This window comes from Streptomyces sp. NPDC017225 (genome assembly GCF_044331465.1).
In the GTDB taxonomy this organism is placed as follows: Bacteria; Actinomycetota; Actinomycetes; order Streptomycetales; family Streptomycetaceae; genus Streptomyces.
This window is the reverse complement of record NZ_JBIRNE010000026.1, coordinates 52,022-66,454: the sequence shown is the minus strand read 5'-3', so window position 1 is coordinate 66,454 and position 14,433 is coordinate 52,022. Positions and strand designations below refer to the sequence as shown.

The 14,433-nt window shown below is 68.6% G+C and carries 9 protein-coding genes and 3 pseudogenes; 3 read left to right on the top strand and 9 right to left on the bottom strand.

The features are described 5' to 3' along the window. Positions 1–28 precede the first annotated feature (28 nt). The 5 genes and pseudogenes from ACH4NX_RS34460 to ACH4NX_RS34440 form a co-directional block, all read right to left on the bottom strand. Positions 29–3,678: pseudogene (locus ACH4NX_RS34460) on the bottom strand (LamG-like jellyroll fold domain-containing protein). 1,041 nt (positions 3,679–4,719) lie between these two features. Next, entirely contained in the window at positions 4,720–4,896 is a 177-nt protein-coding gene (locus ACH4NX_RS34455) for a hypothetical protein (protein WP_351400876.1), read from the bottom strand. After that, positions 4,897–5,391 (bottom strand): RHS repeat-associated core domain-containing protein, encoded by a 495-nt coding sequence (locus ACH4NX_RS34450; RefSeq protein WP_398130003.1) that lies wholly within the window; start codon positions 5,389–5,391, stop codon positions 4,897–4,899. Positions 5,392–6,104: 713 nt separating this feature from the next. Beyond that, complete coding sequence (locus tag ACH4NX_RS34445; protein ID WP_398129979.1) at positions 6,105–6,848, bottom strand: hypothetical protein; 744 nt, start codon at positions 6,846–6,848, stop codon at positions 6,105–6,107. A gap of 279 nt (positions 6,849–7,127) precedes the next feature. Next, positions 7,128–7,745 (bottom strand): hypothetical protein, encoded by a 618-nt coding sequence (locus ACH4NX_RS34440; protein ID WP_398129980.1) that lies wholly within the window; start codon positions 7,743–7,745, stop codon positions 7,128–7,130. 109 nt (positions 7,746–7,854) lie between these two features. Between ACH4NX_RS34440 and ACH4NX_RS34435 the strand changes: the two genes are divergently transcribed. After that, entirely contained in the window at positions 7,855–8,622 is a 768-nt protein-coding gene (locus tag ACH4NX_RS34435) for a transposase family protein (RefSeq protein ID WP_398129981.1), read from the top strand. 398 nt (positions 8,623–9,020) lie between these two features. On the opposite strand, the gene ACH4NX_RS34430 is transcribed toward ACH4NX_RS34435, so the two are convergent. The 4 genes and pseudogenes from ACH4NX_RS34430 to ACH4NX_RS34415 form a co-directional block, all read right to left on the bottom strand. Further along, positions 9,021–9,203 carry a hypothetical protein gene (locus tag ACH4NX_RS34430; protein WP_398129982.1) on the bottom strand — a complete coding sequence of 61 codons (183 nt, stop codon included), beginning with the start codon at positions 9,201–9,203 and terminating at the stop codon, positions 9,021–9,023. Between the two features lie 105 nt (positions 9,204–9,308). Then, positions 9,309–9,539 (bottom strand): annotated as a pseudogene (locus ACH4NX_RS34425) (IS5/IS1182 family transposase); the annotation flags it as partial. 145 nt (positions 9,540–9,684) lie between these two features. After that, a complete protein-coding gene (locus ACH4NX_RS34420) occupies positions 9,685–10,752 on the bottom strand; it encodes a Kelch repeat-containing protein (RefSeq protein ID WP_398129983.1) in 1,068 nt (355 codons plus the stop codon). A 144-nt stretch (positions 10,753–10,896) separates the two neighbouring features. Then, positions 10,897–11,097 (bottom strand): annotated as a pseudogene (locus tag ACH4NX_RS34415) (transcriptional regulator); the annotation flags it as partial. A gap of 188 nt (positions 11,098–11,285) precedes the next feature. On the opposite strand from ACH4NX_RS34415, the gene ACH4NX_RS34410 reads away from it, so the two are divergent. Beyond that, the gene (locus ACH4NX_RS34410) at positions 11,286–11,774 is read left to right on the top strand and encodes a hypothetical protein (protein ID WP_398153382.1); all 489 of its coding nucleotides are present in this window, start codon (positions 11,286–11,288) and stop codon (positions 11,772–11,774) included. 1,041 nt (positions 11,775–12,815) lie between these two features. Further along, on the top strand, positions 12,816–14,423 hold the full coding sequence (locus ACH4NX_RS34405; protein WP_351400446.1) for an alpha/beta hydrolase: 1,608 nt from the start codon (positions 12,816–12,818) through the stop codon (positions 14,421–14,423). Positions 14,424–14,433: the final 10 nt, after the last annotated feature.

Here is a 14,433-nt window from a genome sequence, read left to right as displayed (position 1 = left end):
GACGCGGTGGTCCTCACCCGATGCCTCGTCAGTCGCCCACGGCTTCGCCGACCTGCTCTTCGGTGGCCAACGCACCCGCCCAGACCCGCGTCTCCGTCACGCTGGCTGGGAGATAGTGCTGCCATGTGTCCTTGGAGAAGCCCTTGCCGAGGGTGAACTCCCCCGCTGCGGCCTTCGCCGTGAAAGCCTGCGGCTCCCCGTTGAGGTTGCGGCTCAGGTAAAGGCTGACCGTTCCCTCATGAGCGTCGAACACACCAGTCAGCCGGACCATGCCGTCCAGCACCGCTGCCTCGCTGGAAGCGACCGCGCTGAAGCTGCCGTCGGCGTTCAGACGGCCGAAGCGCCAGAAGCCCTCCGGAACACTCTTCAGTTCCCCCGTTGTTTCGTCGAACACGGTCGTGCTGCCGGTCCGCTCATACCAGATGCCCCAGGCCGAGCCGTCCGCGGCGCGCTGGCCCAGAACCTGGCCGGTGTAGCCGACCGGCTTGGCCAGGAGCTTGTCCGAGTCGAGGGCTGCCAGCGTGGTGACGGTGAACGATCCCGTGTCGTCGACCAGCGGTCCCGCGGTGGCGGCCGCGTCGTCCGCGCCGTCGAAGACCATCGCCTCGCCGTCCAGGACCGCTCCGCCGGACAGCGTCAAGGACTTGCCGTAACCGGAGGTGGTGTCGGGGACGGTGGTGCCGCTGCCTCGGTCGGCCGACCAGTCGGCGACCAGTTCCACCCCCGCGCGGTTCGGCGAGTTCATCAGCCGGGCGTCGTCGGCGATGAGGTCGCGGGTCAGGGCCTGCTGCCAGACGGTGACCTCGTCGATGGAGCCGGCGAAGTAGTCGGTGTAGGCATCACGCCACAGCACCCGGCCGATCTGCAACGGGCCCTCTGCCGCCCATGCCGCGGACACCGTGTCGCTGCCCTGCAGCCTGCCGTTCACATACAGGCTGATCTGCTGCTTGGGGGCGTTGTACACCGCCGCGAGATGGGTCCACACGCCGCGTGCGGCGGGCTGCGTGGCTGTCACCTTCTGCTCGGTGATGTTGCCGCCTGTGTCGTCAGCGGGTGAGGTGCTCAGCGTCCACGTCTTCTCCGCCTCCCGGTAGGTGAGGTAGAAGCCGCTGTAGAAATCGCCGTCCTGGCCCAGAACGGTCTGGTTCTGTGTCACGCCCGGCTTGAGCATGGCCCAGGCGGAGACCGTGTAGGAGGCGCGGGTGTCCACCACCGGTGTGCTGGTGGCGGCGTAGCCGGTGGTTCCGTTCAGGGTCAGTCCCTGGTCCGTGACCGGGGTCTCGAGCGGGTTGTCCTGGGTGTCGTGGGTGATCAGGCCGCGGCGGCCGTGGTCGTTCCGTGCCGCTTGCCCGTTCAGGGTGGCGTCGTCGCGTCCGTCGACGGTGGCGGAGTCGACTGCTGCCCCGGAGGTTTCGTTGAAGTGGTAGCGGCCGACCGGTGCCTCGCCGGAGTCGACGAGGAAGTCGGTCACGGACTGTTCGCCCCAGCCGAGGCTGTCCTTGGCCCGCACGTACATGCGGTACAGGCCCCCGCGGGTGGGGGTGACCTTCGCTGTGGCGGTGGCGCCCTTCAGCTCGGCCGACCACGCCGCATCGGAGGATGCCTTGTACTGGTAGGCGGCGTTTACATCCCCGCTGGCGGGCTTGAACGTGAACGACGCCGTCACCCCGGGTCCGCCGCCGGCCACGCAGGCGTTGCTGGTGCACTCGGTGTACGGGCCGTCGATGGTGACCTGCGGGGCCTTCGGCGGCAGGGAGTCCACCCGGAAGTAGCAGTAGCCGCCGGAGGACGGGCCGTGCAGGTAACTGGAGCCGTTGTAGTAGGAGCGGGTCGCTGCGTGGTAGCGGTAGAGCTTGCCGTCGGCCAGTTTCGACCAGGTCAGCGACAGTGCCCGTCCGTCGGCGACGTAGCCGGTGGAGGGGCTCAGGGAGCCGTTGCCCGGGTTGACGTCTGTCCAGGTCTTGTCGGGGTTCTGCACGTCGACGTCGAAGTAGACCCGCAGCTGGGAGTCCTTCTCCCCGCCCGACTTCGTCTGCGCGGTGGCCTTCAGCAGGGGGGTGGGGTCGGACACGATCGCCGGGTCGCCCTCACTGCGCTCGCAGACCGGGGCCGTGCTGGACCCGCCGCCCTGCAGGCCGACACCCGTGGGTTTGTCCGGCAGTCCCACGAAGCTCACCGCGAGGACGGCGTCGTTCTTGAACCGCTTCCAGGCGGCCGTGTCCGACTCGTTGTTCGCGCGCAGCTCCAGCGTCAGCCGGGAGAACTTGCCGGCCGCGAAGTCCCGCACGGTCGGGGTGAGGTTCTCGTTCGGCTCTTCGGGGTTGTCGTTGAACTCGATCGGCGCGTCCGGGGAGTTCGGGTCACAGGCCGAGCCGCGGCCGGCGGACACCCACCGGTCGACCATCCAGTCCAGTTCCTTCGGGCGAGAGGACCAGGTGGTCGAGGAGGAGATGTTGTTGGTGCGTACGAGATCCACCAGGCGCGGGTCGCACTGGAAAGCCCAGGGCTCGGTCACCCGGAAGGTGGCGTCCAGGACCTTCTTGCCCTTGAGGCTGGAGGGCGAGAACTCGAAGTACAGGCGCTGCACGTAGCCCGGCCCGCAGTAGTAGCCGCTCCAGGAACCGCATTTGCCCACCCCCTTGCCCTGGCCGTCGTCGCCGTTGCCCCAGCCGTAGGACTCGTAGCCGTCGCTGCGCAGCAGTGTGCGTTCCGACTCGCCCCAGGTCACCGTGGGGTCGATGAACAGCGGGAACGCCGATTCTTCGGTGGTGGTCAGCATGTCTGTGTCCGGGATGACCGACAGGGAGCCGGTGGTGACCTCGACGTCCATCCGGGCCACGGTGTCGCCCTGGCCGGGCTCCAGGCCCGACCCGGACGGTGCCGTCTCCGACGGGTCCGCGGGTTCGGCCGGCTGGGCGCCGTCGTCGGTGCTGAGGCCGGTCGCGGTCAGCAGCTGGGGCTGCGCGCCACCGGCGGTGTCCTGGCCGGCCGAGTCCCACATCCGCGCTGGCGGCGCTTTGAACACGGTGGTGCCGTTGCGTCGAGAGCGGCCAGGTTGCCGGCCGCGCCCTCGCGGACGGTGAGGTTGCTGGTCTTGAGGCCGAAGGTGAGCTTCTCCAGTTCCTCGCCGGCTGCCGCTTCGGGGGTCTTCACCACCAGCACGTGCTGGAAGCTCTCCGGGGTCGCGGTGACCTGCAGGTCGACGTCCGGGAGTACCTCCGGGTAGACGGCGCTGGAGCCGTCCAGGCGCGGGGCGGGCAGCGTGCCTGGCCAGTCCAGGGCCAGGGAGCGGCCCTCGTCCTCGATCCGCGCCAGCGGGGCAGCGTCACCGCCGCCGGAGAACGCCATCTGCACCGCAGCGCCCTTCGGGCCCACCGTGCCGTCCGACCGCTGCTCGAGTGTCGGATCCGGGGCCTTCCAGCCGCCGTCGGATGCCGGTACACGCACGGGTATCGCCGATTCCTCCAGCGTGAACGTGTAGCCGTCGGGGTTGGCGAACACCGTGGTCCGCTCCGTACGCTCCCCCGTCACCTCCACCCGCCGGCCGGTCTCCTGTGCCTGCTCGAGAGCCTTCTGCCCCTCCGACAACGGTGTGGCGGGCGGCTCGTCACCAGCCGCATAGGCCATCGGACCGGGCACGAGAGCCGCGAGCACCGCCGCACACACCACCGCGGTCATACCCGCGGTGGCACGGCCGCCACGTCCGTGTCTTCCGCCAGGTTCCCCTGCGCGCCCTTCAGTCCGGGCCCCACTCCCCGCCCGTCCCGCAACCGGGTCCACATCCCCGCCACACCCCACCCACAAGATTTACAAAGTAGCCAGGGGTAACTAACGCCTCAACAGAACGCCAGGTCAACGGGCAGGAAACGGACAACAACACGTCAAGTTCCGGAAGGCCACGTGAGGAACCCGACGTTTACCCAGGGTTGTACGCCACAAGATCACATTCCCGCATCCTTACCAGCACGCCAAGATCAACAACAGCACCTGGCGAGACAGGTCGGCCCTGGCGTCCCCAGCCCTGCCAACTCCGCTCGATCGCGGTGAGCAGGACCGGTCCGAACCCGTCGGCCGCGTAGGCAACGGCGGTGGTGAGGCCGGCCTTCGACGAGGACGGAGCACTGCACAGGGCACTCGAAACCTCCGCCCACCCGTCACACGCGGTCTGGCGGACGACGGCGCGAGCCTGCGATCGACAGCAGGTGATGCACCTCCGGTGCCGGCCTGCAGGACGGTGACTCCCGCAGGCGAGGCAGGCCGCGCGGACGGCTTCACCCTTCAGCCGGGCCGAGCATCGGCAGCAGTCCTGCCGGTCGATCAAACCGACCGGCGCCCGTACCCGGTGCAGTGCCACTGCTTCTTCCTCACGTCTCGTACGCGCTACTTCGGTCGGATCGGCGGCACGGACCAGCCCGGGACCCCGGCGGCTCGGGACAGATCGCTCGCTCGCACCGGTGCCGGGCTCGACAGTGCCGCTCTGACGGGAAGGGCTGCCGGTGAGGTGGTAGCTGGTGCACCCGGTGGCTCAGGACGAACGGGTAGTCCTCCCTTGGGCTGTCCGGCGAGGGTAATAGGGGACGGCCTTGAGGAACGCGCGCCCGTCGGGACGCTTGGCGCGGTACTCCTGCCCACCTGAGACTCAAGCAGAGCTTCGTGGGCGACCCACTCAGCGAGGTGCCCGATCGCTCAGGAAGGGGCACCCCGCTGGGTGGGCTCCATTCAAAGCAGCAGCACTCCTGCGGCTCCGATCACCATGCCGCATCCAGCAAGCGCCAGTACCGTCTTGTGGCGCCCTCGGTGACGAGCCTTCGGTTCGCCCACGAACTGCAGAAGCAACGTTACGAATCCGGTGACGGCCGAGACGGCAAGCAGTACGTAAGCGGCTTTACTCGCCATTCAGCACTCCTTGAGAAGACAGGCTACGGTGCCGATGGTCGCCGCCGGAGCCGTTGCCAGAGAGATACCTCCAGCTACGAGCGCAACCGGGCCAGTAGCCACTGCGGCAGCGACGGTGGCCACGCCTCCAACGACTCCAAGCACGCCAATCGTCCACTCACCGGCGCTGGCCAACCCTGCGGGGTCGGTGTTGTTGATGGGGTCGCCGGCGGCGTAGAGGTAGGGGTTGGTTTCCTGGCCGCTGGGGTCGGGCTGGGTGAAACGGCCGAGGGTGGGGTCGTAGTAGCGGTGCCCCATCTTGTACAGGCCGGTCGGGTCGGCGTACGCGCCCGCGTACCGGTACGGCTGAGGGACGGACTCAGTCGGCGTGGTCCGCGGCAGGCCCGTCGGTCCGTAGGCGTAGGTATGGGTGCGCTTGCCGGTGCTGTCGGCGAGGCCGAGGACGTTGCCGGTGGCGTCGGTGAGGTAGTAGTAGGACTTCCCCCCAGTCGTCATGGAGTTCAGCGTGCCCGCCGGCTCGCGGATGAATCCCGTGTCGACGCCGTTCGTGGTCGTGGAGGCGAGGCCGAGTGCGGTGTGGTGGAACCAGGTGGAACCGAGCTTGGTGCGCTCATTGTTGCTGGTGCCGGCGTGGACCAGGTCGTAGCTTTTGCCGCCCGTGGTGATGCCGGCCAGCTGGCTGTAGTCAGTCCAGGTTTCGCCGGTGCGGGGGATGTTGCCGGCGGCTGTGGTTTCGTTGCCGAGCTTGTCGTAGGACCAGCCGGTGGTGGAGCCGTTCTTACCGGTCAGCTCGCTCGCGTCGTTGTAGGTGTAGGTCGTGCCGCCAGGGCAGGTGTTCTTGCTACCGTCCCGGCTGGTGAGGTTGCCGGCCTTGTCGAAGCAGTACAGCCACGACGCCTTGCGGGCGCCTGCCGCGTCGGCTTCCAGGGCGTAGCGGAGGCGGTCCTGGGAGTCGTAGTCGTAGGTGGTGGTGTATTTGGTGAGGTTGTCGGTGCGGGTGCGGATCTTGGTGGTGTCCTTGCCCGCGGTGTTCTTGTAGCTGTAGGCGAGGTCGATGAAGGTCTGGGTGCCGGAGGTGGTCTTGATCGCCTGCGGGCGGCCGTTGTTGTCGATGGTGACGGTCTGGGTGGTGCCGCCGGGGTAGACGGTTTTGGTGCGCTTGTCGTTGTTGTTGTAGTCGAAGTCGGTCTTCTTGCCGTCCGGGGCGGTCAGGTGGTCGAGGCGGTCGGCCTTGTCCCAGGTGTAGTCCGTCTTTCCGGTCGGGTCGGTGTAGTGGTCGACGTCGCCGCCGGGGTGTAGGCGAGGGCGGTTTGGGCGCCGTTCTGCAGGGTGCGGACGCTTTCGCGGTTGAGCTTGTCGTAGTCCCATTTCGTGGTCCCGGAGGCGTCCGTGCGGGACTTCACGTTGCCGTCACCGTCGTAGGAGTACGTGACCGTGAAGTTCGTGGAGGACACCTCGCGGACGCGGTCGCGGGAGTCGTAGCCGTAGACGGTGGTGATGCCGCGGCCGTCCTTGATCGTCTCCACCCGGCCCAGTCCGTCATAGGTGTAGGTCGTCTCCCCCAGCGGCGCCGGCGGCTTGACCTTGATCAGGTTGCCCTGGTCGTCGTAGGTGAAGGAGGTGACCTTGCCGTTGCCGTCCTCGGCGGTGCAGCGCTGGCCCTCGAAACCGCCGCAGGTCGCAGTGTCCTTGTTGTAGGTGTACTCACGCGTCGCACCGGCCGTGCCCGCCGTGGTCACCGACAGGGTGTTGCCGTTGGTGTCGTACTTGAAGCTGTCCGTGCGGCCGTTGGCCCCGGTCATGTCGCTGGGCAGGTCGGTGCCCGCGATGGTCTGGTACTGCGAGACCTGGGCGGTGGCGCCCATGGGCAGCTTCTGGGAGACGGCATTGTTGCGGCCGTCCCAGCCGTACGTCGTGGTGTTGCCGCCGGTGCCCTCAGCGCCGGTGCCCATCGCGTCGATGGCGGTCTGGGTCAGGTGGTTCTTGTAGGTGGCGTGACGGGAGTGGCCCAGCGGGTCCCGTCACGCCACTCCCGGCACATCGCCCTCGCCGACCTGTACGGATGCCCCCTCTACAACGTCGAATCCGCCCCCATCACCTTGCACCTGACCATCCCGCCCGGGCCGGACGGCATTCTGCACCCCGCGATCCCGACATCCACCGCCACCAAGACCATGAGCGCTTTCCCACTTCTGTCTGAGCTGGTCGGACACAGGCAGAGGGTCTGCGTGTCAGAGCAGGGCCGCCCCAGCACAGCAGCCGAGTACCGTGCCCGTCAGGCTCAGGGCGAGAAGGACGTTACGGGCGCGCACCTGCTCGGGTCCAGATGCCACCACCATGCCGCTGCGGTCAAGCCGCACGCACCACAGCAACAAGGCCGCACCCCATCTGCGGAACAGCCATCGTCCGTACAGCACGCCGAGCAGCAGGGTGCTCAGCAGGCCGATGACGGCCATGACCACCCGGCTCTGGCTTGTGTCGGCGACGAACGCCGCGGACCAGAGAAAGCGGGCTCCGAGGGCCGCACCCAGAACGAAGGGCGCCGCAGCGGCCGGCAGGGGCCCGCGGACGCCCTCCTGCCAAGCATGGATGAGCAGTGCCAGCGTCGCGAGACCCACCACCCACGGCGCCGCAATCGCGTAGCCGGTACCGGGGGGACACGGGACACCGATGCGCGGACCGCAGTTCGTGGCCGCTCCTGCGAACTCCCACCCGAACACGAAGAGACAGCTCACTCCGCCCCAGACCAGCAGATTGAGCACGAGTACCGTGAGCCCGGATACGAACATGCTGTTCGGAACGGCCCCTTTGCCACGCCTGTCTTCCCCATTCATATGTGCATCGAGCACTGGGCGTTCTCCATTCGTGTGGTCCGGCGGCCAGTTGGACCGAGAGACAGGTGAAGCCCCTGGTAGATGGGTTTTCGACCAAGAATTCCTTCTCCACCAGAGGCTTCGTGTGCTTGTCTACCCGTCCGGCGCCGACGTGTCCAACTCTGTCCTGCGCTTCCTGGCGGCCAAGCTCCGCCAACACCGCCGAGAGCTCGGCAGCCGGTGGAGGCGCCCGACCCCAGGCCGGCAGGCTCTGCTCACACTCGCCCACCTCCGCAACGGCCACCCCTACGCCCAGCTCGCGGCCGGGTTCGGCGTCGGCACCGCGACCGCCTACCGATACGTCACCGAAGCCGTCGACCGCCTGGCCGCACTCGCCCCGATCCTCAAGGAGGCCGCCCGTACGGCATCCACGAAGGCGTTCGTGCTGCTGGACGGCACGCTGCTGCCCATCGACCGGATCGCCGCTGACCGCCCCTTCTGCTCTGGACAGCACAAGAAGCACGGGATGAACGTGCAGATCCTGACCGACCCGTCCGGCCGGCTGCTATGGGCATCACCGGCTCTTCCCGGCGCCGTCCACGACGTCCGGGCCGCCCGCGAACACGGCATCGTCCGCGTGCTCACGGACACCAACATCAAGTGCTGGGCGGACAAGGGATACCGAGGTCCTGGAGGCACGGTCCGCATCCTTCACTGGGGACGCTGGGAGACGCTCTCCGACGGTCAGAAGGCCGTCAACCGGTTCCACGCCAAGATCAGGGCCCTCGTCGAGCAAGCCGTCGCCACCCTCAAGTCCTGGCGACTCCTCCGCAAGCTGCGGTGCTCGACCACCCGCATCACAAGCTTGGTCCAAGCCGTCCTGCCCCTGCATCTGGCCAGCTCAGACCGATGATGGAAAAGGCTCATTCTAAGAGCTCGTAACACGATCATGAGCGGGGCACTTCGGGATCCTCGTGGGCTGCGCGCTGCGACGGGTGTGGCATCGTCGTGCGGATGAGCCATGTGAACAGCGCTGCCAGTTCCTCCGGAGGCGCCTGGGTCTTCGGTCTGGAGGAGATCCCCGCCGCTGACGCGACCGGGGACGGTGCGACGCATCGCCCACCATAACCAATGGGACGATCTGGTCGTCCCTATCGCAGTTGTTCGACGCATGCTGGTTGACATGGCACACTTCATCGTCACGGAGGCCCGGCACCCGCTGCCTGCCTGGCGGATCAGGCGGCTGGGGAGAACGGGACTGGAGCCGCAGGCACGATGCTGAGTAGGTCAGGTCGGCATGCGCGACCTTCGTCAAACTCTCCGTCGTGGTGCGCACTCAGTTGTCTTCTTGAGTCGCCGCCAGCAGATGAGGCTGCAGGCGAGGGAGACGAAGGCGTCGTGGAGTTCGGTGCGGCGTTCCCAGCGGATGGCGAGGCGTTTGAACTGGTGGAGCAGGGCGAAGGTCTGCTCGACGACATAGCGGAGTTTGCCCAAGCCCTTGATGTTGGGTGCCCCCTTGCGGGAGACGACGGGCAGGATCCGGCGCTTGCGCAGCGCGTCTCGGTTCGGGTTGGAGTCGTAGCCCTTGAGCCTTTTCCATCACCCGGCTGAGCAGGCCAGATGCAGGGCAAGGACGGACTGGACGAGAGCGGTGACTCGGGTGGTCGAGCATCGCGTTTTGCGGAGGAGCCGCCGGGACTTGAGGGTGGCCATGGCCTGCTCGACAAGTGCACGGATCTTCGCATGGGACCGATTCACAGCCTGCTGTCCGGCGGAAAGTGTCTCCCACCGCCCCCAGTGCGGGATGTGGACCGTGCCGCCGGCGCCCCGACCCACAACAACCCCAGTCACACCGCTCGTTCGACAGACCCGGCCCAGCAGGGGTTTCAGGAAAGATCACCCTGACGAGCCGAAGACAGACGGGGCTACTCGGCCGCGACGGCGCGTGAGCCCTCGCGGCCGTGTCAGTGGCGGCTCAGCGGTGGACGGGGCGGTAGGCGTCGTTGGCCTCCACCGGGGCGCCGCCCGCGAGGACGCCGCCGCCGGGGATGTGGATCGTGCCGCGTACGGCGACGGCGGCCGTGCCGTGGCGCGGCACCGGCATGGGCGCCAGCCGCTGCCACCGGTCGCGCACGGTGTCGTACGCCTCGGTCTCGTCGAAGACCGTGTTCGGGTTGCCGCCGTCGTGCCGGCCCTCACCGCCGAAGGTGTAGATCCTCCTCCCCACGGCCGCGGCGGCGATGCCGCCCCGGGCGGTGGGCATCGGTGCCCGCTGGGACCAGCGGCGGGCACGCGGGTCGAGGGCGTAGACGGTGTCCCGTACGTGTACCTGCCCCCGGTCCCGGCCGCCCAGGACGTAGAACGTCCCGCCGACGACGGCTCCGCCCACATGGTCGCGGGCCTGCGGCAGGCTCGGCAGGCTCTTCCAGCGGCCGGTCACGACGTCGTACGCGGACACCGTGTCCACCGTGTCCTGAAGGCCGCCCGGACCCGGCACGAGGACACGCATACCGCCGGCGAGGAGGATCTTGGTCCCGTGCACGCCCATCGCGGCGCTCCCCCGCTCGATACCCGCGGGCACGGGGGAAAGCCGGCTCCATCGGCCGGCGCGCGGCGAGTAGACGAAGCTGTCGCGCAGGGCCTGCCACGCGGATCCGCCGGACAGCCCGCCGAGGACGTAGATCCGGCCGTGGACCACCGCCACGTTGGGGTGGTTCATCGCGACGGGCAGCGGTGCCGCGACCGACCAGGTGTCGCGACGCGTGTCGTAGACCTCCACCCGTCCGGTCGTGGTGACGCCGCCGGACGCCTCGGGGACGATGCCACCGATGAGGTAGACCTTGTCGCCGACCGCGGCGACGCTGTGCTCCTGCCGGGGGCCGCTCGCGATCGGCGCGAGCCTGCGCCAGCCCTCGCCGTAGGGCCCCTCCGTCACGGGGGGCGTCTTGCCGGGTGTGGCAGGGTGGCCCGGATGGGCGTGGGCCTTGACGGCCGGGGACGCCGCCAACGCCGCTCCGAGGAGGAGGACTGTCCGCCGCTGCATGAGCAACTCCTTGTCACAGAGCCTGAGATCGGTCGGAAGCCGGTGGCTTCGGTCCGTTCAGTGTTTCGGTGTGTGGCAGGGGCAACCAGGGGATGTCATCCCGTGGGTGGGAGTAGTCACCACTCGGCTGAGGGCGTGTCGGTGTCAGGGTGCGGAGCCGACGACGTCCCGGGTGCCGAGAACGGCGAGCGGTTCGAGTCGGTCGGCGCTGCCGGTGCCCACGGCGGGAGTGAACCAGAGCAGGCGCTGCCGGCCGTCCTCGCTGCACAGGTCGAGGCAGGTGACCTCCAGGACACCGAGCGCGGGGTGCCGGAGGCGTTCGCGGTCGTCGCGCCGGAAGGCCACACCGGGGAAGACGACGACGGGGCCAGGAGCACCATCCCGTACACGTCGAGCAGCCGCAACAGCGCGGCCGCGCATGCCTTCCGCCGTTTGTTCACCGCAGCTGTCGAGGACGCACCCGCGCTCCGGTGGCCCGGGCGGAAGTACGCTGTGGGAAAGCTTCCGGCCGGTCACCGCGAAAGTTCCGTCGGGTGAGGGCGGCCGCGGTGTTACGCGTGCCTGGCAATCTGGGTGTGCTCCGCGGTGGACGCTGCGGCCAAGGGGGAGACCTGCTCCGGTTCCGTCTCGGCTCGGCGTTCCTGGGACTTGCCTGGTTCTTTCCGCGTCCGCTGGTGGTGTTGCGCCGCAGAGGTATCACCGTCCGGGCCGGCATCGTCCGCTATCACCGCCTGCGCCAGGCCGTCATCCCCCGCTACCGCCACACCACCACCAACAGTGTCACGGTCACGGCCGACCGTGGCGCCCTCGAACCATTGCTCGCCGAAGGTTTCCGCCTCGCCCTGGAGAGGTCGGTGCCCGGGTGGTCGGTCGCCGGCGCCCGGGCGAGTGCGCGACCCGACTCGGCTTCGCTGATCCTGACCGACTCGACGGGCGCCAGAGGTGGCATCCCCGTTCCGTCCGCCACCGTTTTCATCGCTCCGGCAAGCTGTGCCGGCGCGATGCCGGTCTTGTGCTCGTAGTGGCGTACAACTCCGCCAGTGGCGGTGAAAGCACCCACCGAAGTCGAACCAGATCATGGGTCGACCTCATGCCGGACCGGTCAACTACGCTATTCCGTGAGGAACTTGGCTGCCGATCCCGAGTCGAGGACTGAAGCCGGTCCGGTCGGTGCCGGCGAACTCCACGCCGAGACCGCGCGCTCCCTCTCCCGCCCACCGTCGCGTCGGGGCGGGCGGAGCTGTCAGCCGTGGGACGACGATGACCGCCGGGCTGACGACCTGGCCGGGCGCCAGGTACTCACGGAGCCATGACAGAGGTGGTTCAGGCTGGTTCGTGGTCCTCGGCGGTCCCGGGCCGGGTCCGCCGATCGGATGTGGCGGGCTTCTCCCAGGGCCGGCGGAGGTCCGCGGCGAGTGGCGGCAAATCGGAGCCGGGTGTGGGTGAGGGGCGGCAGCCACTGGTGGTCGCCCTGCTGGTGCTGGGCCTGTCAGGACTGCCGCGCGACGATGGTGTTCTGAGGCCGCAGACGGCCTGGCCCATTGTCCGGTCGAGTGAATCACGGCTACGGACCCGCGGGTGGAGGGCGGCACCCGCGTGTTCCCAACGCTCCAGGCGCAGTGGAGTGTTCTGCCCTGTGAGGTTGAGGTTGGGGACGCGGCTGGCGGATGGTTCGCCGGCGAGTGCGGTGTGTCCGGTCGGCCACCCACAGCGACATCGGCCGGCGCGCGGCCGTAGCGGCTGCGCATCCGCGTGGAACCGCGACCGCAGTCCGGACACGCCGCCGTCAACTCGTGGGTGCGGGCCTCGGTGCGGACGATGCCTCACGCCGCCCATACTCGCTCCACCCGCACCGCAACCGGCGCACGGTCGCACCCAGCATGACGGAAATCTTGTCAGGGCCAGGAAGGTCCGTACGCCGAACACCAGGACCGGTCCCCCGAGCGAGCTACGTGTTTTTGTCCTCTCTGGGGTGACGCGCGCCACCGGTGGTCTCCTGTTGACTCGAATCGTCAACACAACGGCCGGACAAGGCCGATCAGCCCAGTAGCCAAGGACAACACATGCCCACGACACGCAGTTCCGCGCAGCACGGTTTCCCCAGAGGCCGCCGAATCGCCGCAGCTCTGCTGGTTTCCACGCTGGGAGGAACCGCACTGGTCGCGTGTAGTGCCGACGCCAAGGACTCGACACCGGCCAAGGTCTCCGGCAAGAGCGTCGGCGAGACCGCGGGCGACGCCGAGATCAATTGGGGTACGTGCCCGGCCCTGGCCGAGGGACAGACTCGTGACCCCGACCTGACCTGTGGAACGTTGGAGGTGCCACTCGACTACCAGAACCCGGGCGGCATGAAGATCGACCTGGCGGTCTCCCGGCTGTCCACCGCGAAGCCCGGGAAGCGACATGGTGTTCTGCTGCTGAACCCCGGCGGGCCCGCCCTGGGCGGTCTCGGCATGCCCGAAACCATGGCGTCCGCACTGCCGAAGTCCGTGCTGGACCGCTACGACCTGATCGGTTTCGACCCGCGCGGCGTCGCCCACAGCACCCCACAGAGTTGCGGTCTGCAGGACCCCGGCGTGCCCGGGCTCTTCCCCTATCCTGCCGCGGACGGCTCGATCACCAAGAACGTGGCCCTCGCCAAAGCCGTCGCCAAGCAGTGCGCCGACACGGTGGGCGAGGACCTGCGGCACTACAACACCGCCAACACCGCCCGCGACATGGACCGCATCCGTCAGGCGCTCGGTGAGAAGAAGATCTCCTACTGGGGCCAGTCCTACGGCACCTACCTCGGCGCCGTCTACCGCTCCCTCTTCCAGGACCGCACCGACCGGATGGTCCTGGAAGGCAACGTCGACCCCACCAAGGTATGGGCCAACCAGGTGTCGGACACCTGGGGCAAGGGCATGGCCGACCGGTTCCCCGATGCCGCCCGCGTCGCCGCGGCGCAGGCCGGCACCCTCGAACTGGGCACGAACGTCGAGGAGGTGACCCGCACCTATCTCACCCTCGCCGACCGGCTCGACCGCACGCCCGCAGCGATTCCCGGCACACCGGTGTCGCTGGACGGGGCACTGCTGCGGAACATGACCTACGCCCTGCTTCTGCACGACGACACCCTTCCCGTGCTCGCCAAGTTCTGGAAGGCCGCCGACAACCTGTCCCACGGCACCACTACGGCCGCCGACACCGCGGTTCTCAAGGAGGTGTTCGCCCAGACACCGGCGTCCCCGGGCATCCCCGCGGACAACCAGGCCACCATGTTCCTGGCGCTCACCTGCGGCGACGCCGAATGGCCGCACGACGTCGACGGCTACGCCGCCCGCACCACCGCCGACCGCGAGAAGTGGCCGCTCACCGCGGGCATGCCCGCCAACATCTGGGCATGCGCCTACTGGGACAAGCCCGCTGAGGCGACCGCCAAGATAGTGAAGGACGGCCCGCGCAACACCCTGATCCTGCAGAACCGCCGGGACAATGCCACCCCGTGGGAAGGCGGCGTCGGGCTGCACAAGTCCCTCGGCGACGGCTCTGCCTTCGTCGGTGTCGACAACGGCGGGCACTCCGTCTACGGCGCGGGCTCGGCCTGCGCCGACAAGGCCACCGTCGGCTTCCTGGCCACCGGCCACCTGCCGGACAAGGACGTCTACTGCACCGACGTCACCCAGAAGTAACCCGGTAGTC

Excerpts from the sequence above, each read along its gene's own strand:
- ACH4NX_RS34450 (WP_398130003.1), bottom strand. The coding sequence starts at position 5,391 with ATGACGACTGGGGGGAAGTCCTACTACTACCTCACCGACGCCACCGGC.
- ACH4NX_RS34445 (WP_398129979.1), bottom strand. The coding sequence starts at position 6,848 with ATGGGCACCGGCGCTGAGGGCACCGGCGGCAACACCACGACGTACGGC.
- ACH4NX_RS34405 (WP_351400446.1), top strand. The coding sequence starts at position 12,816 with ATGCCCACGACACGCAGTTCCGCGCAGCACGGTTTCCCCAGAGGCCGC.
- ACH4NX_RS34420 (WP_398129983.1), bottom strand. The coding sequence starts at position 10,752 with ATGCAGCGGCGGACAGTCCTCCTCCTCGGAGCGGCGTTGGCGGCGTCC.
- ACH4NX_RS34455 (WP_351400876.1), bottom strand. The coding sequence starts at position 4,896 with ATGGCGAGTAAAGCCGCTTACGTACTGCTTGCCGTCTCGGCCGTCACC.